Here is a 16,010-nt window from a genome sequence, read left to right as displayed (position 1 = left end):
TCCAGATCAGACCAGCCTCGCCCCCGTCACGCGCATCGTCATCGACGATCGCTCGCGGCTGCCTGGCCGGTTCTTCGGACGCTTCGCGACCTCGGCAACGTCAGAGCTTACGCGCGCAGCCTAAAAGCTGCGCTGACGATTTTGTTGCCCGCGCGTGACCGCGCATATCCGCACCACAACATTCCTGGAGCTGAAGCTCATGTCCAAGCCGACCACATTGTACGACAAGATCTGGAACGACCATCTGGTGCACGAAGCCGACGACGGCACCTGCCTGCTCTATATCGACCGCCATCTGGTGCACGAAGTGACCTCGCCGCAGGCGTTCGAGGGTCTGCGCGCCACCGGCCGCAAGGTGCACTCGCCGGAAAAGACGCTCGCCGTCGTCGACCACAACGTGCCGACCACCGATCGCACCAAGCCGAATCCCGATCCGGAGAGCATCGAGCAGATCAAGGCGCTGGCCGAGAACGCCAAGCAATTCGGCATCGAATATTACGACGAGTTCGACAAGCGCCAGGGCGTCGTCCACGTCATCGGCCCCGAGCAGGGCTTTACCCTGCCCGGCACCACCATCGTCTGCGGTGACAGCCACACCTCGACGCATGGCGCGTTCGGCGCGCTCGCACACGGCATCGGCACCTCCGAGGTCGAGCACGTGCTGGCGACGCAGACGCTGATCCAGAAGAAGGCGAAGAACATGCGCGTGACCGTCGACGGCAAATTGCCTGAAGGCGTGACGGGCAAGGACATCATCCTCGCCATCATCGGCGAGATCGGCACTGCCGGCGGCACCGGCTACGTGCTGGAATACGCCGGCGATGCGATCCGCGCGTTGTCGATGGAAGGCCGCATGACGGTCTGCAACATGTCGATCGAGGGCGGCGCGCGCGCCGGCCTGGTTGCGCCCGACCAGAAGGCGTTCGACTTCCTACGCGGCCGCCCGAAGGCGCCGAAGGGCGCGGACTGGGACGCGGCGATGCGCTACTGGGAGAAGCTGCGCTCCGACGACGGCGCGCATTTCGACCACGAGCTGCGCCTCGACGCTGCCAAGCTGCCCCCGATCGTGACCTGGGGCACCTCGCCTGAGGACGTCATCTCGGTGACCGGCATCGTGCCCGATCCGGATCAGATCGCGGACGAGGCCAAGCGTCTCTCCAAGCACCGCGCGCTGAAATACATGGGCCTGACCGCGGGCACCAAGATCACCGACATCAAGCTCGACCGCATCTTCATCGGCTCCTGCACCAACGGCCGCATCGAGGATCTGCGCGCGGCGGCGAAGATTGCCGAAGGCAAGACCGTTTCAGCGCATGTCAACGCCATGGTCGTGCCGGGCTCCGGCCTCGTGAAGGAGCAGGCCGAAGCTGAGGGTCTGGACAAGATCTTCATCAAGGCCGGCTTCGAATGGCGCGAGCCGGGCTGCTCGATGTGCCTCGCGATGAACCCGGACAAGCTGGCTCCGGAAGAGCGCTGTGCCTCGACCTCGAACCGCAACTTCGAGGGCCGCCAGGGTTTCAAGGGCCGCACGCATCTGGTGTCGCCGGCGATGGCGGCAGCCGCCGCGATCGCGGGTCACTTCGTCGACGTCAGGGAGTGGCGGTAAGCCGCTCCCTGCAATTTGAGCTAAAGCAGCAAACGGCCGTTAATCGGCATCGCCGACACTGCGTCCTCGCGACGGTTTCGCGAGGACACAGCGCATGGCCAACAAGCCTGAATATGTCGATCTGATCGGCGAGGCGACGCGCCAGCACCGGCGACGCGCAACGCCCTTGCCCATCGTCGCCAAGCCCGAGGTCGAGGAGACCTCGAAGCTCAGCCGCTGGCCGCCGGCGATGATCAAGCAGTGGAAGCTCGAGAACCTGACGCGGTGGAAGCCGGCGTCGTGGAAGCTGAAGGATTGGCTCTAGGCCACACGAACAAGGGGCGCCGTCGCGGCGCCCTTTTCATTTCGATCGCGATTACCAATAGCGGTACGGATAGTGCCAGCGATGCCACCGGCAGACGCGGCGCGGACCGTAATAGGTCCAGATCACCCGGCAGCGGCGCGGATAGTTGTAGTAGGGATAGTAGCCGCCGTAATAATAGCGCCGGTGGAAGTGGCGATAGCCGTAATGCGGGCGATAGATCCCGTAGCGATGAAAACCGCCATAGTGGCGAAATCCGCCGTAGCGATAGCCGCCACCGTGAAAGGCCGGCGCGGCGCGGAAGCCGCCGATATGGCCGCCGTGAAAGCCACCGCCGCGGAAACCGCCGATATGTCCTCCGCCACCATGGAAACCACCACCACGAAAACCGCCACCGCCATGGAAGCCGCCACCATGTCCACCACCGCCGCCACCGTGGCGAACCTGCGTGATCATGTCGTCGCTTGCAGCCTTCGCCGCCGGCAACGGCGTCGGATTGATCGGAGTCATCGCTTCGGCACGTTGTGCAGTCCCGGCCGACAGCATCAGCGTGGCAACAGCCGCAAGCCCGAGCAAGCGTATCGGGCTTGTCCGAGCATCCAAGATCCGCAGCATGGAATTCTCCCTGAATCTGAACGGCAGCATTGCGGCGCAGCGTCGCTCGCATCGCTGTTCAATTGCAGTCGCTCCCAAGATTAAATTAGGGACAGCGACGTGAACGCCTTGTGAATGAACAAGCTTCCTGCCGAGGCGCCGTGCCACGACAAAAGGAATTCGAAAGATGACCGTCTACGCGATCGCGCAATTGAAGATGACGGACCGCGCGGCCTATGACCGCTATCAGGCGCGGTTCTTCGACGTGTTCAGAAAGTACAATGGACGGCTGCTCGCCGCCGACGAGCAGCCGCGCGTGCTCGAGGGCCCGTGGCCGTTCGACAAGCTCGTCATGATGTCGTTTCCCGACGAGGCCGCGTTCCTCGCCTTCTCGAATTCGCCGGACTACGAAGAGATCTCGCGCGATCGCAAGGCGGGCGCGCAGGCAACCGTGCTGCTGGTCAGGGGATTTGCGCCGGCGGGCTAACGCGGCGCGTCACCACCACGGCCCGTAGCCGAACACGAAGGGTGCCGGCACGCCGTAGGGATAGGGACGGTAGTAGACGGGCCGCGCGTAATAATGCGGATCATGGGGCGCTGAGCGCCGCGCAACGTCATGGTGTCTTGCGTGCCGTCTCGCATCGAAAATCGCTGTCCCGGCCGAGGCATCCGACTTCGTCACACTCTGCGCGGTTGAAGCGCGAGGCAAACCCGCTGCGAGCCCGGCGACAACGGCCAATGCAATCCATCTCGTCATGACGAACTCCGCCCTCAAGATGCGGGCATCACGCGGCCGTTGAGGCGCGTCAGCCCCGCCGCCAGTAGCAGCTCATATGCGGCACGATCACCGTGCCGCTCGGCCGATATTCCTGCACATAGGTGGCGTTGCACTCGCGGACCGCATCGGGACCCGGATAGTAGCGCGGATAGACGCCGTCCGGAGCGTAGTAGGGCGTGACGCGCAGCCGGGCGGGCGGGCGCCTGCGCGGCGGAGGAACGTCGTCTGGCGAGGCCGCCTGGGCCAGCCTGACACCGGCGCCGGCCGTCTGGGCTTCCGCACCAACGCAAAATTGCGAAAATAACCCCATGCAAAGTAGAACCAGTACTGCTGTTCCCGCCCGCATCGCACCACCACCCACCTGAGCTATCCCCTTGAGGCGCCGTACGCTCCCCGTTTTCGCGCGCGGCGTCAACTCTTCGTAGCCTTCTATAAAGCCGGATGCATCGCCACGGAACCCGCGCTAAGAAAAGCCCATGTGGACGGAATTGAAAGCGCCCTCGCTGGCGGAGATGGAAGCGACGGCGCACGACATCTTCGAGCGCCTGCCGGCGGAATTTCGCGGCCTCTGTGAGGGCGTGATCCTCCGTGTCGACGACTTCCCGACCGAGGAAGTGATGGACGAGATGGAATGCGAGAGCGAGTTCGACCTGCTCGGCCTGTTCCAGGGCGTCGGCCTGCCCCAACAGAGCCTGGGCGACGTGGCGCGGCTGCCCAACATGGTCTGGCTCTACCGCCGGCCGATCCTGGATTACTGGGCCGAGCACGACGAGAGCCTTGGCCACATCGTCCGCCACGTCCTGATCCACGAGATCGGCCACCATTTCGGCCTCTCGGACGACGATATGGCGGCGATTGAGGCTCAGGCGGAGTAGGACGTCATCGGTTGCGTATGGTTGGCGCAGCGAGAAGCATCGTCAGTCGATAGTCGGACCAGCCCGCGAGAGACAGCGAAACCTGCTGATAGTGCAGCAGTCCCATGGTCGGATGATCGAACGCACGCTCGCCGCCTTCGCGTGCCAGAACCCCCTGCGTCTCCCAGCAGCGTTCGAAGTCGGGGCTTCCAACTCTCAGTTCCTCGACGAGCCGGCGAATGTCCGGATCGTCGGAATAGGCTGTAACAGCGGCGCGGAATTCTGCGACGACGCGTTGCGCGCGTGAGGTCCAGTCGAGGATCAGTGTTCGCGCCTCGGGCCTGAGGAAGATGTAGCGCAGAAGATTTTTTTCGCCGTCAGCATCGAGCCATCCGGCAAACAACCGGGACGCTTTCGCATTCCAACGACGCGCGCCCCATGTGCGATCGAGAATGTAGGCCGGCCCATCGATCGCATCGACGCAGGCCAGCACCTCCTCTGGCGGATCATCCCTGTGGCCGGGACGCTCGGGATCGCGCTTGCCCCCAACTTCGAACAGATAGCTGCGCTCCGCTCGTGACAGGCGCAATCCGCGTGCGAGGCGCGCAAGTGTCGAAGCCGAGACGGAGACATCGCGACCCTGCTCGATCCACGTGTACCAGGTGACGCTCAATCCGCAGAGCTGAGCGACCTCCTCGCGCCGGAGGCCGGGCGTGCGCCGCCGTGCTCCGGCGGCGAGGCCGAATTCTGCCGGAGACTGGCGCTCCCGGAGCGCGCGCAGGAACGCGCTGAGCGAGAGAGCTGGAGCGATCGGGTCTGGTCCCTTCATGGTGGTTTTTATACCAGCATAAAGAACCAATCTTAAACGGGTATAATTGGCATGCTAACTCTTTGCCGCTGCGGCGTCGCTGCGGAAAGGACGAACGGGTATGGGCAGGCAATTCGCAAGGATCGAACCCGAGCACAGGGCTTTCATCGAACGGCAGAAGATCTTCTTCGTCGCGAGCGCCCCGCCGAAGGGACGCATCAACGTGTCTCCCAAGGGCCTGTCGTCATTCCGGGTGCTGGGAGAGAGCGACGTCGCCTACCTCGATTGCACCGGCAGCGGCAGCGAGACCCGTGCGCATCTGACCGCCTCCGACGACAAGCGGCTGACCATCATGTTTTGCGCCTTCGACGGCGCCCCGATGATCCTGCGGCTCTATGGCCAGGCTCGATCGCTCATGCGCGGCACGCCGGAATATTCCGATCTCGTTCCTGACTTCGAGGACATGGCAGGCGCCCGCCAAATCGTGCGCCTCTCGGTCGACCTCGTGCAGACGTCATGCGGTATGGGCGTGCCGCTGTTCGACTACAGACAAGAACGCGGCAGCCTCGTGCGCTACTGGACGGCGCAGGGTGTCAACAATTTGCGAAAATACTGGGGTCTGAAGAACATGAAGAGCATCGACGGCCTGCCGACCGGCTTTGCCCCTGACAGCATGGCTCCGCCAGGCTGAAGACGAACCTCGATTTACGCCCCTAGGCCTGCCGAATCCGGCCTAGGATTTGTGTGCCAACCGGGCTAAATAGCCCTCCCCTGACTTCAAACCGGGAAGCCTGAAATGGACAAGTTCACCACGCTGGAAGGCGTCGCGGCGCCGCTGAAGATCATCAATGTCGACACCGACATGATCATTCCGAAGCAGTACCTCAAGACCATCAAGCGCACCGGCCTTGGCAAGGGGCTCTTCTCCGAGCAGCGCTACAAGGACGACGGCAGCGAGAATCCGGATTTCGTCCTCAACCAGCCCGCCTATCGCAATTCGAAGGTGCTGGTCGCCGGCGACAATTTCGGCTGCGGCTCGAGCCGCGAGCACGCGCCCTGGGCGCTGCTCGACTTCGGCATCCGCTGCGTGATCTCGACCTCGTTCGGCGACATCTTCTACAACAACTGCTTCAAGAACGGCATTCTGCCGATCCGCGTCAGCCAGGAAGACCTCGACAAGCTGTTCGACGACGCCGAGCGCGGCGCCAACGCGACGCTGACGATCGACCTGCCGAACCAGGAGATCCGCGGCCCCGACGGCGGCAAGGTCAAGTTCGAGATCGACCCGTTCCGCAAGCACTGCCTGATCAACGGCCTCGACGACATCGGCCTGACGATGGAGAAGAAGGCCTCGATCGACACCTACGAGGAAAAGCTCAAGCGCGAGCGCGCCTGGGCCTGAGATCGAGCTCCAGTTCGAGCCCCGGTGCTGATAGCGCCGGGGCTTTTTCTTTGTCCTGATTAACCCCTAAACTGACGCGCATGCTGCCCGACATCGTCACCTTCTGGCACGGCCCGATGGACGCACTGCGCCAGACCTGTCTGCGCTCGCAGTTAGCTGCCGGCCACAAGGTCACGGTCTACAGTTTCGACACCATTCCCGGCCTGCCCGCGGGCATCGGCAATGCGGACGCCGAGGCGATCCTGCCGCACGCGTTCTCCGAACGATTGCGACCGCCGCAGCCGGACGGCACCTGGCGCGACTGGACCACGCTGCAGTTCAGCGACTTCTTCCGCATGAAGCTGATGGCGAAGAACCTCGGCCTCTGGCTCGATGCCGACGTGCTGCTGCTGAAACCCGTCGAGATCGACCCGGCAAAGCCCTACTTCGCCTGGGAGCGGCCGCGCCAGCTCGGCAATTCCGTGATCTATCTGCCGGCGAAGCACGGCATCGTTGCCGCCTTCGAGGAGCTGATGGAGCAGGAGGAGCTGACGCCGAACTGGCTGTCGGTGCGCCATCGCATCACCTTCATGATGCGTCGCCTGCGCGGGGGCTCGAACCGTCTCTCGGATATTCGCGTCGCGATCTTCGGACCAGCGGCGCTCACTGCGCTCGCGCGCCGCACCGGTGAATTACAAAACGCACTGCCGAAGCAATCGTTCTACGCCGTGCATGCCGAGCCAAAACTGTTCTTCGATCCCTCGAGCTATCTCGGCCTCGTCACCAACCCCGAGATCATCGGCCTGCACATCTCGCCCAAGGGCCGCGGCGGCGAAAAACCGATCCCGGGCAGCCTGTATGCGTGGGCGACGGAGCGGTTCGCGTAACTCAGTCCGCTACGCGGCGCTCTCCTGCCCCGGACGCAGCGCAGCACCATAAGCGCGTTCACGCGCGTCTTCGACGCGCTATGGTGATGCGCTGCTGAGCCGGGGCCCGGAGATGCGGCGAGATGGGTCCCGGCTCTGCGGAGCGGCACTTCGCGCGTCCGGGACACGAAACCAACCACCAACGCGCCACACTCCAACGCTTCCAAATTTGATCCAGCGCAACGCGCCTCTGCACCATTGTGCCTAATCTCGCTCCAATTCCGCCGCCCGAATGGAGCTTTCCATGAGCACCGCAAGCAGGCCTTATCCCATCGTCCAGGACCTCATCGAGTCCTTTGCCGCCTGGCTGAAGCATCGCCGCGAGATGAACGAGATGCGGCAGCTCGATCGCGCCGATTTCGACCGGATCGCGCAAGATCTCAGGATCGCGCCTGACGATCTGGAGGAGCTGGTCCGTCACGGCAAGCACGCTGCCGACGAGCTGCCGAAGATGCTCGAGCAGCTCGGCATCAGCGCAGACAGGCTCGGTCGTGCACAGCCGCTGCTGCTGCGCGACATGGAGCGCGTCTGCTCGCTCTGCAATCACAAGGGACAATGCGACCGCGATCTCGCCGATGGCACCGCCGCGGAGAACTACCACGGCTATTGTGCCAATGCTTCGACGCTGGAGTCGCTCGATCGGGCCGACGTCGCCCCGCGCTGACGGTGTCGTGTGGGTCGAAAGATCAGATCGTGCCGTTTCGCGCGCATGCGTCGCGCTGGGCAAATCCTTTCACGAGCTTTCTGCACGCGCGATAGCGCTCTTCCATACTCGCTCCGCCGGCATGACCCGGAGGGCCAGGTTCGGCCGCGCTCTCTTTCTTGACTGCATGAGGTCGCGCAGTCTTATCGCGTTTGGTCGGAGGTTCGGCATCCTCGGGCACCGGCACAAGCTGCCAGACTGGACGAAGCTCGATATTCGCGGTCTCTGACGGCTTCTCCTTATTGACGGAAGTCAGGGCAAGGACGTTCTTGTCCAGCTTGGCCGTAACAGGCGTCCCATTGATGGAGAATTTATCGTTCGTAATGTACTCGGCGAACGATTTGTATCCCGCCACATCCTTCACCCATGATTGTTTCGTGGGCGGCCCCCAGAGGTAGTATCCCTTGGCCAAGCCCGTCGCGGAGACCTCCGTGACGATCAGCATGGCGTAGCGTCCCTTGCCATTGGTCCACCCACGCTTGTTGGACCACACGCCGACAAACCTGGAATTGGCGTTGAGTGGATCGTTCCGATCGGACGAGATGGTGAAGCTCGGCAATTCGAGTTGCTGAGCTGCCGCGATGACAGAGATTTTTTTGTTGTCGTCGGGCGTAAATAGATTTCGTACGGCGCGCTTGGCATCAGCCTCCTGGCGTCCGCTCGCATCCGATTTCGGAGCAGCAGCCGGAGATGATAGCGCCGCAACTTCGCTGGCCTTGAGATCCTTGATTCGCTGGCGGGCTTCGGCAGCGTGGCCGCTGCGGGGGTATCTGGCGAGAAACTCCTCAAAGAGAGCTGCCACCGTCGACGTCCGGACAGCCTGCCAGAACTTCTCGTCTTCCGCGGGAGCTGCGGGCGCCGGAGTTGATGCAGCTGACGCCTGAGCGGCGACGGCGGGGGCCTTGAGGTAAATCTCTTCCTTCGACAACGAGCCATACACGAAAGGCTGCTGTTCGCGCCTGGTTGCCGCCATCACGTCGTCACGAACCCGGCGAAACAGAAACGATATCTCCAGGCCGGGCGTTTCGATGTGACGAAGCAGCGACGTCGTGAAGGGGCTATTCCGGCCTTCGCCGTCGCTTGCCGTGGTGCCGTCCCGGGCGGCATACGCGATCAGGACATTGTCGGACGGCTCCGTCGGCGCGAGCCCGCGAGCCACGGCCCGGGTGCTCAACGAGCGCTTCATCTTCGCGGCAAAAGGGTTGTTGCGGCACGCGTCAAGTATCACGAGGCCCAACTTCCGTGCCTTCGAAACCTGAAGGCTCACCGAACGCAGGCTGATCGCCTCGCTTTCGGCGTCGGTATCGCTGCGCAGCTCGGCGCTGATTGGGATCAGCCAATTCTCGCCACCGACTTCCATGCCGTGCCCGGCGTAGAACACGACGGCGATGTCGGACATTTCGGCGGATCGGCCGAACTCAACGACGGCCTTCCTCATCTCTTGCGCGGTGGCGTTCTTGACTTGAGTGACCTTGAAATCCAGCCGCTCCAGCGCGCGGCCGATGTCGGCCGCATCGCGAGTCGGGTTCGGCAGTTCGGGCACCTTCTCGTAGGCGCCATTGCCGATGACAAGCGCAACCCGCGCCTGCGCAAGGGCGGGCTGAGCGGACAAAAGCGACATGACGAGAAAGACAGCTGCCCCAAAAAAACGCATCAATAGATTGCCCGAACCCACCAATGGCTTCGAGGGTAGCACCCCTGTTCACCACCGCAACGGGAAAAGCCGAGATCGCGGACTTCGGCGAAACGGCCGTCATCGGGACGAGCCGACGACAAGCAGCTGACGATGCCGGTGCAGCTCGGCATCGGCGCGGAAGCGCCCGGGCCAGGGCAAACTCACGCGCCGCCGCAACAATCACTGGTCGATCACCACGTGTGGCACCTCGCCCAGTAGCAAAGGGCGTCAATAGTATGATGTATGCAAGGCCCTGTTTGCGCGGCGAGGATGCCGGCAAGGTCTCCGCAATTGTCCGTGCTTGATCTCGACGAATGCCTCTGTTTGGATGGTTGCCCTTCGGCAATTCGAATTCCGGACAATCATGGCAAACGAAATGGATGGTTACCGTCGTTCGTTGGGTGCTCGTTCACCGGAAAGCGCCGTGACCGTCCACCGCACGGGCATCGGGAATCGACTATTGGCGGCGTTGCCGCCGGCGGATCTCGGTTTGCTCACGCCCTACTTCCAGAAGGTCTCGTTCGAACCCGATGCCATCCTGGTGCGGTCGGGCGATGAGCTCGACCCGGTTTATTTTCCCCATAGCGGCGCCATCGCCTTCATGATCGATATGCCGGACGGGCAAACGGTCGCAACCACCTTGATGGGACGGGAAGGCGCTTTGGCCTCGTTCTCCGTGCTCGGCCCGTCGCTGTCATCCGTGACCGCGATTGCTCGGATCGCCGGCACAGCATCGCTGATTTCCGCCGCCAAGTTTCGCGCGGCCTTCGCGCAAAGCGCCGCCATCAGGAACGTCGTGCAAGTCCACGCCCGCGCGGTGTTGTTGCAGCTCCAGCACGTCGCCGCCTGCAACGCGCTGCACCGGGTCGATGGCCGCATGGCGCGGTGGCTCCTGCAGCTGCACGACCGCGTTCCCGATGACCGGCTTCCGGTGACGCACGAGGCGCTTGCGCAATTGCTTGGGGTGCGACGGACGACAGTGACCCTGACGATGAGCAAGCTACGCGATGCCGGCGCCGTCCCGTCCGACCGGCGCGGGTTTGTCGAGATCCATCGGGCGCGGCTCGAGAAGGTCGCATGCGATTGCTATGCGCTCATGCAGCGCAAGATCGATCAGATGTATTGCCAGGAATTGGCGGCGCCGCAGCCTGTCGATGCACCGTCCCGCGAAAGCGCCATCGTCGCGGGTGACGAATCCAGAGCCGCTTCGCGGGCGGGAAAATAGGCGATTGGGACTGACCGCCGCGATGACCGCATGGGTCACAAGCGGCAGTCCTCTTGACGTCGAGAAGATGTCCGCCTGGCGGGGAAAAGCGGATATCGCTTCTTCGAGTTGACGCCTCAGCCCTTGCTCATCGCTGCGATCGCGTCCGCGATCTCGATCGTGCGCCGCGCCATGTCGGCGTGCAGACGCTCCACCATTGCGCCATCGAGCCGGATCGCGCCGCGCGAAACGTTCTCCGGCAGCTCGAATGCCGCGATGATCTTTCGCGCGCGCGCGACTTCCTCTTCGGGCGGCGTGAAGATCGCGTTGCAGGCCTCGATCTGCGACGGATGGATCAGCGTCTTGCCGTCGAAACCGAGGTCGCGGCCCTGCGCGCATTCGGTGGCAAAACCGTCGGAATTGGCGATGTCGCTATAGGGGCCGTCGAGGATTTCGAGGCCATGGGCGCGCGTCGCCAGGATGCAATGGGTGATCATCGGGATCATCGCCGCACGGCCCGGCAGCATCTTGATGCGCGTCTCGCGCGAGATGTCGTTCGGGCCGAACACGAAACCGGAGAGGCGCGTCCTGGGATCGCGGCCCGCGGCGGCCAGCTCCTCGGCATGAAGCACGGCGCGCGCGGTCTCGATCATCGCCCAGACTTTCACCGTCGGCGCGGCGCCGAGTTCGGCAAGGCGAGCGCCGATCGCCTGGAGATCCTCGATGCTTGAAACTTTTGGAACCAGAATGCCATCAGGCGAGGCCTTGGCGGCCATCGCGACGTCATCGGCCCACCAGGGCGTGTCGAGGCCGTTGGTCCGGATCAAAATCTCGCGCTTGCCGAACCCCTTGTCCGCGATCGCAGCGGCGATGCCGTCACGCGCCACCCCTTTGAGGTCGGGCGCGACGGAATCTTCCAGATCGAGGATCAGGCCGTCGGCGGCGAGATTTCGCGCCTTTTCCAGCGCGCGAGGGTTGGAGCCGGGCATGAACAGATGGCTGCGGCGCGGGCGGGTCATGCGAGCATTCCTTCCAGTTTCCTCGGGTGTATTCTGGAGCATGATCCGGGAAAAGTGTGCGGCGGTTTTCCGAAAGGATCATGCTCAAACAACAAGCCAAGCCGATAGCATCTGGCCTGCCTATTCGAAAGGCTTGTTCGCCCCTCTGGTCTATGGTTAGGCATAGGCCATGATCACATTCCCGAAGCATTTGCTGGAAGGCTACAAGGCCTTCGCCACCCAGCGGCTGCCGACCGAGCAGAGCCGCTATCGCGAGCTGTCGGTGAAGGGGCAGTTCCCGGAAGTGATGGTGATCGGCTGCTGCGACAGCCGCGTCTCGCCCGAGGTGATCTTCGACGTCGGACCGGGTGAACTGTTCGTCGTCCGCAACATCGCCAATCTGGTGCCGGTGTATCAGCCCGACGGCAATGCGCACGGCGTCTCCGCGGCGCTGGAATATGCCGTGACGGTGCTGAAGGTGAAACACATCGTCGTGCTCGGGCACGCGCAATGCGGCGGCATCCGCGCCTTCGTCGACAAGATCGAGCCGCTCACGCCGGGCGACTTCATCGGCAAATGGATGCAGATGTTCATCAAGCCGGGCGAAGTGGTCGAGCAGCGCGACCACGAGACCATGGCGCAGTTCGTCGAGCGCATCGAGAAGGCCGCGGTGTTCCGCAGCCTGGAAAACCTGATGACGTTCCCGTTCGTGCAGAAGGCGGTGGACTCAGGCCAGATGCAGACCCACGGCGCCTATTTCGGCGTGGCAGAGGGGTCGCTGTTCGTGCTGGACAAGGCCGCGAAGGAATTCAAGAGCGTGCGCAACGCGGCTTGAATTCGTAGGGTGGGCAAAGGCGCAACGCGCCGTGCCCACCATCTTTCCCGATTGAGACCTTGGTGGGCACGCTTCGCTTTGCCCACCCTACGAGATCCCGCTCGTTACGCCGCCTTCTTCTTCGCGCTGATCAGCTTGCGGTTGATCAGCACTTCCGCAATCTGAATGGCGTTGAGCGCCGCGCCCTTGCGCAGATTGTCGGACACGCACCACAGCACGAGGCCGTTCTCCACCGTCGCGTCCTCGCGGATGCGGCTGATATAGGTGGCGTCCTCGCCGGCGGCTTCATAGGGCGTGGCGTAGCCACCGGGCTCCTGCTTGTCGATGACGAGGCAGCCCGGCGCCTTGCGCAGGATGTCGCGTGCCTCGTCCGCCGTGATCGGATTCTCGAACTCGATGTTGACGGCCTCGGAGTGGCCGACGAACACCGGCACGCGCACGCAGGTCGCGGAGAGCTTGATCTTGGGATCAAGAATCTTCTTGGTCTCCGCCATCATCTTCCACTCTTCCTTGGTGTAGCCGTCCTCCATGAAGACGTCGATCTGGGGGATGACGTTGAAGGCGATGCGCTTGGGGAATTTCTTCGCGATCAGCTCGCTGTTGGTGTAGACGGCCTTGGTCTGCGAGAACAATTCGTCCATCGCATCCTTGCCGGCGCCCGAGACCGATTGATAGGTCGAGACCACGACGCGCTTGATCGTCGCCTTGTCGTGCAGCGGCTTCAGCGCGACCACGAGCTGCGCGGTCGAGCAGTTCGGGTTGGCGATGATGTTCTTCTTCTTGAAGCCGGCCGTCGCGTCCGCGTTCACCTCGGGCACGATCAGCGGCACGTCCGGATCCATGCGCCAGGCGGACGAGTTGTCGATCACGACCGTGCCGGCGGCGCCGATCTTCGGCGACCATTCCTTCGACACCGAGCCGCCCGCCGACATCAGGCAGATATCGACATCGGAGAAGTCATAGTGCTCGAGCGCTTTGACCTTCAGGGTGCGGTCGCCATAGGAGACCTCGACGCCGACGCTGCGGCGTGACGCCAGGGCCACGACCTCGTCCGCGGGGAATTTGCGCTCATCGAGGATGTTGAGCATTTCCCGTCCGACATTGCCGGTCGCGCCGACGACTGCGACTTTGTAACCCATCGTTCACTCTCCGATGAAAAAGCCCGTTCCTGAAGCTGACGCTTAAACAGGAAGAGCAGCGCTTCTATGCGAGAACCGGCCTCAAGACAACGTTGGACCATGCCTGAAGGCCGTGGATGCAGTCGCCAGAGGCCAGCACGGCCGCAACCCCTACCCAGATCCATCTGGCGCTCGCAGCCCTCGCCGACGAAGTCGTCGGCACGCTGGCGCGCCTGTTCGCCTATGTGGGGGCGCTGGTTCTGTTTGCCATCCTCGCCCTCGCCGCGTTCGACCAGCTGCCCAGCCTGCGTGACGATGAGCCCGCGGAGAAGCCGGGGTGGAGCGTGGCCGACCGCTCGCAACCGGCCTTCGCCCTCAGCCGGCTAGATTCATCAGAAAAAACAGCCTCTTACGTCATTCTCAGGCATCCCGAAGGCGGCCGTAGGGACGTGATGCACTGGACCGGCGAGGCGGACAAGCCCGTGGCGGAGCTCGAGATCTACCGCGAAGGCGGCGAATTCGACGTGACCCGCCCGGCGACAGCGGACCTGGCCGTCCAAATGGGCCTGGGTGACGCAACCCCGCTCGAGCAGGCCGGCCTGATCGACACGAAATTCGGTCCCGTCGCCCTGTTCCGGCCCACCGGCACGGCGGAGGCCGCGCGGGCGTGCCTCGGCTACCTCAAGCGCAGCGAGGAGCCGGCGCTCCAGATCTCCGGCTTCTCCTGCCAGGGCGACACCCTGCCCGCCCGGCGCGCGGCAATCGCCTGCACGCTGAACCGGCTCACGCTCCTGACCTCGGGTAACGAGCCGAAGCTGGCGGAATTGTTCGCCCATGCGGAGCTGAAGCGCCGCTCCTGCACTCCCCAGGGTTCGTCGGACTGGCTGCTGGGCGCGGCGAACGCGCAATTGCGCGGGGCGCTTTGATCCGCATCAAGCTCAAGTGGCTGGTATTGATGCAACTTTTGCCAGCGCGCACGATTATTCCGAGCTGGTGTGACCCAATAGACCTAGTTGCGGCCACCCTTGCCGCGCTAGTATGGGGATGAAATCGATTGGCGGCTTGCCGCCTGAAGGGGACGTGATGAGCTCGAATTTCTCCGCCGCGAACAAACTGGCGATGTGGCTTGCGGCCGGCGCCGTGGTTGCCATGTCCTCAGCCCTCGCGACACCCGCCTCGGCCGACACCAAGAAGCAACGTTACGACAACAGCCGTCCCTATTACGGCCCGAGCGGCCCCAACGCGGTCTATCAGCAGGGTCGCACCCGCCTCTATGTGAGCAAGCGCTCCTGGCTCGACGGCGGCACCGAGGTCAATCCGGGCGACCGCAAGTTCTCCGATTACGCTTTCCCGCCGGCGATCGGCTATCCGACCTTCGCCCGCGAGAACAACAACCGCCCGATCGATCGCCAGCCGCTGAGCACGCCGGCCGACGTCGGCGGTTATCCGCGGAATTTCCCGCTGTACTGAGCGGAATGATCGACCGAATCAAAATGGCCGGGCTCGCGCCCGGCCATTTTTGTTTGTGAGAGATACGTCCGCTTCAGGCGTTGGCTGCCGGGTCGTAGCGCCTGCAAAATTCTTCGATCGCCTCGGAGCGGAAATCGCCCAGGCGCTCGAAGATGAGTTCGTCCGGCCAATCCCACCAGGCAATGCGGCGCAGGCTTGCCGCGACCGAATCGTCAAAGCGCTTGCGGATGGCACGCGCGGGAACGCCACCGACGATCGTGTAGGGCTCGACATCGCGGCTGACGACCGCGCCCGCGGCAATCACCGCCCCGTCGCCGACCGTGACGCCCGGCAGCAGGATGGCGGCGTGCCCGATCCAGACATCATTGCCGACGATCACCCGGTCGCTGCGGCGATCTGCGAAGAAGTCGCGGTCACGGCTCGCGGTCGCCTCGTAATATTCAGGGCAATAGGTGAAGCGATGCTGGGACGGCCGGCCCATCGGATGATTGGGCGCGCCGATCCGCACCGAGTTGGCGATGGCGGTGAATTTTCCGATCACCGCGTCGGCGACCTCGCAGTTCTCGCCGAGATAGGAGTAATCGCCGAGCGCGGCATATTCGATGCGGGTGTTGGCGAGGATTTCGCAGCGCCGCCCGATCTGGGCCTCACGCTGGCGGACCGTTTCATGGATGATGGTTTCCGCGATCTTGGGGCGGGGCGAGGCATCCATGAGGTGGCTTCCCTGAGGTCGTCGGCAGAGCCGTAGGGTGGGCAAAG

General features: G+C 63.6%; 20 protein-coding genes. 12 read left to right on the top strand and 8 right to left on the bottom strand.

Going from position 1 to position 16,010, the window contains the following annotated elements; genetic code table 11:
- Window positions 1-199: 199 nt before the first annotated feature.
- A complete protein-coding gene (gene leuC / locus AB7G19_RS01910; RefSeq protein WP_063985988.1) occupies window positions 200-1,606 on the top strand; it encodes a 3-isopropylmalate dehydratase large subunit in 1,407 nt (468 codons plus the stop codon).
- Window positions 1,607-1,700: 94 nt separating this feature from the next.
- Complete coding sequence (locus AB7G19_RS01905; protein WP_063980389.1) at window positions 1,701-1,910, top strand: hypothetical protein; 210 nt, start codon at window positions 1,701-1,703, stop codon at window positions 1,908-1,910.
- Between the two features lie 51 nt (window positions 1,911-1,961).
- On the opposite strand, the gene AB7G19_RS01900 is transcribed toward AB7G19_RS01905, so the two are convergent.
- Complete coding sequence (locus AB7G19_RS01900; protein ID WP_085403093.1) at window positions 1,962-2,522, bottom strand: hypothetical protein; 561 nt, start codon at window positions 2,520-2,522, stop codon at window positions 1,962-1,964.
- A gap of 166 nt (window positions 2,523-2,688) precedes the next feature.
- On the opposite strand from AB7G19_RS01900, the gene AB7G19_RS01895 reads away from it, so the two are divergent.
- A complete protein-coding gene (locus AB7G19_RS01895) occupies window positions 2,689-2,988 on the top strand; it encodes a DUF1330 domain-containing protein (RefSeq protein WP_085402927.1) in 300 nt (99 codons plus the stop codon).
- Between the two features lie 9 nt (window positions 2,989-2,997).
- Here AB7G19_RS01895 and AB7G19_RS01890 read toward each other — a convergent pair whose 3' ends face one another.
- Entirely contained in the window at window positions 2,998-3,258 is a 261-nt protein-coding gene (locus AB7G19_RS01890; RefSeq protein ID WP_085402929.1) for a hypothetical protein, read from the bottom strand.
- Window positions 3,259-3,307: 49 nt separating this feature from the next.
- Window positions 3,308-3,589 (bottom strand): hypothetical protein, encoded by a 282-nt coding sequence (locus tag AB7G19_RS01885; RefSeq protein WP_063980388.1) that lies wholly within the window; start codon window positions 3,587-3,589, stop codon window positions 3,308-3,310.
- Window positions 3,590-3,755: 166 nt separating this feature from the next.
- On the opposite strand from AB7G19_RS01885, the gene AB7G19_RS01880 reads away from it, so the two are divergent.
- The gene (locus tag AB7G19_RS01880) at window positions 3,756-4,154 is read left to right on the top strand and encodes a metallopeptidase family protein (RefSeq protein WP_071908668.1); all 399 of its coding nucleotides are present in this window, start codon (window positions 3,756-3,758) and stop codon (window positions 4,152-4,154) included.
- 4 nt (window positions 4,155-4,158) lie between these two features.
- On the opposite strand, the gene AB7G19_RS01875 is transcribed toward AB7G19_RS01880, so the two are convergent.
- The gene (locus tag AB7G19_RS01875; protein WP_085402930.1) at window positions 4,159-4,962 is read right to left on the bottom strand and encodes a helix-turn-helix transcriptional regulator; all 804 of its coding nucleotides are present in this window, start codon (window positions 4,960-4,962) and stop codon (window positions 4,159-4,161) included.
- Window positions 4,963-5,062: 100 nt separating this feature from the next.
- Here AB7G19_RS01875 and AB7G19_RS01870 point away from each other — a divergent pair, with 100 nt between their 5' ends.
- The 4 genes from AB7G19_RS01870 (at window position 5,063) to AB7G19_RS01855 (ending at window position 7,912) form a co-directional block, all read left to right on the top strand.
- Window positions 5,063-5,632, top strand: coding sequence for a pyridoxamine 5'-phosphate oxidase family protein (locus AB7G19_RS01870; RefSeq protein ID WP_071908670.1), 570 nt, complete (start codon window positions 5,063-5,065; stop codon window positions 5,630-5,632).
- Between the two features lie 105 nt (window positions 5,633-5,737).
- Window positions 5,738-6,343, top strand: a complete 606-nt coding sequence (gene leuD / locus AB7G19_RS01865) for a 3-isopropylmalate dehydratase small subunit (protein WP_014490662.1) — start codon at window positions 5,738-5,740, stop codon at window positions 6,341-6,343.
- An 80-nt stretch (window positions 6,344-6,423) separates the two neighbouring features.
- Window positions 6,424-7,209, top strand: a complete 786-nt coding sequence (locus tag AB7G19_RS01860; protein ID WP_085402931.1) for a hypothetical protein — start codon at window positions 6,424-6,426, stop codon at window positions 7,207-7,209.
- Between the two features lie 283 nt (window positions 7,210-7,492).
- The gene (locus AB7G19_RS01855) at window positions 7,493-7,912 is read left to right on the top strand and encodes a hypothetical protein (protein ID WP_028158586.1); all 420 of its coding nucleotides are present in this window, start codon (window positions 7,493-7,495) and stop codon (window positions 7,910-7,912) included.
- 22 nt (window positions 7,913-7,934) lie between these two features.
- On the opposite strand, the gene AB7G19_RS01850 is transcribed toward AB7G19_RS01855, so the two are convergent.
- Window positions 7,935-9,626 (bottom strand): caspase family protein, encoded by a 1,692-nt coding sequence (locus AB7G19_RS01850; RefSeq protein WP_354077078.1) that lies wholly within the window; start codon window positions 9,624-9,626, stop codon window positions 7,935-7,937.
- Between the two features lie 424 nt (window positions 9,627-10,050).
- Here AB7G19_RS01850 and AB7G19_RS01845 point away from each other — a divergent pair, with 424 nt between their 5' ends.
- Window positions 10,051-10,851, top strand: coding sequence for a Crp/Fnr family transcriptional regulator (locus AB7G19_RS01845; RefSeq protein ID WP_063980381.1), 801 nt, complete (start codon window positions 10,051-10,053; stop codon window positions 10,849-10,851).
- A gap of 116 nt (window positions 10,852-10,967) precedes the next feature.
- On the opposite strand, the gene AB7G19_RS01840 is transcribed toward AB7G19_RS01845, so the two are convergent.
- Window positions 10,968-11,849 carry an HpcH/HpaI aldolase/citrate lyase family protein gene (locus AB7G19_RS01840; protein WP_085402933.1) on the bottom strand — a complete coding sequence of 294 codons (882 nt, stop codon included), beginning with the start codon at window positions 11,847-11,849 and terminating at the stop codon, window positions 10,968-10,970.
- A 169-nt stretch (window positions 11,850-12,018) separates the two neighbouring features.
- Here AB7G19_RS01840 and AB7G19_RS01835 point away from each other — a divergent pair, with 169 nt between their 5' ends.
- Window positions 12,019-12,663, top strand: coding sequence for a carbonic anhydrase (locus AB7G19_RS01835; RefSeq protein ID WP_085402935.1), 645 nt, complete (start codon window positions 12,019-12,021; stop codon window positions 12,661-12,663).
- A 104-nt stretch (window positions 12,664-12,767) separates the two neighbouring features.
- On the opposite strand, the gene AB7G19_RS01830 is transcribed toward AB7G19_RS01835, so the two are convergent.
- Window positions 12,768-13,802, bottom strand: a complete 1,035-nt coding sequence (locus tag AB7G19_RS01830) for an aspartate-semialdehyde dehydrogenase (protein WP_063980378.1) — start codon at window positions 13,800-13,802, stop codon at window positions 12,768-12,770.
- A gap of 116 nt (window positions 13,803-13,918) precedes the next feature.
- Here AB7G19_RS01830 and AB7G19_RS01825 point away from each other — a divergent pair, with 116 nt between their 5' ends.
- Window positions 13,919-14,707 (top strand): hypothetical protein, encoded by a 789-nt coding sequence (locus AB7G19_RS01825; protein ID WP_085402937.1) that lies wholly within the window; start codon window positions 13,919-13,921, stop codon window positions 14,705-14,707.
- 157 nt (window positions 14,708-14,864) lie between these two features.
- Window positions 14,865-15,251 carry a hypothetical protein gene (locus AB7G19_RS01820; RefSeq protein WP_028158592.1) on the top strand — a complete coding sequence of 129 codons (387 nt, stop codon included), beginning with the start codon at window positions 14,865-14,867 and terminating at the stop codon, window positions 15,249-15,251.
- 73 nt (window positions 15,252-15,324) lie between these two features.
- On the opposite strand, the gene AB7G19_RS01815 is transcribed toward AB7G19_RS01820, so the two are convergent.
- The gene (locus tag AB7G19_RS01815; protein WP_085402941.1) at window positions 15,325-15,963 is read right to left on the bottom strand and encodes a DapH/DapD/GlmU-related protein; all 639 of its coding nucleotides are present in this window, start codon (window positions 15,961-15,963) and stop codon (window positions 15,325-15,327) included.
- Window positions 15,964-16,010: the final 47 nt, after the last annotated feature.

The sequence above is a fragment of the Bradyrhizobium sp. 215_C5_N1_1 genome, from assembly GCF_052075935.1.
In the GTDB taxonomy this organism is placed as follows: domain Bacteria; phylum Pseudomonadota; class Alphaproteobacteria; order Rhizobiales; family Xanthobacteraceae; genus Bradyrhizobium; species Bradyrhizobium barranii.
The sequence above is the reverse complement of the archived record's forward strand: the minus strand, read 5'-3'. Positions and strand labels throughout refer to the sequence as shown.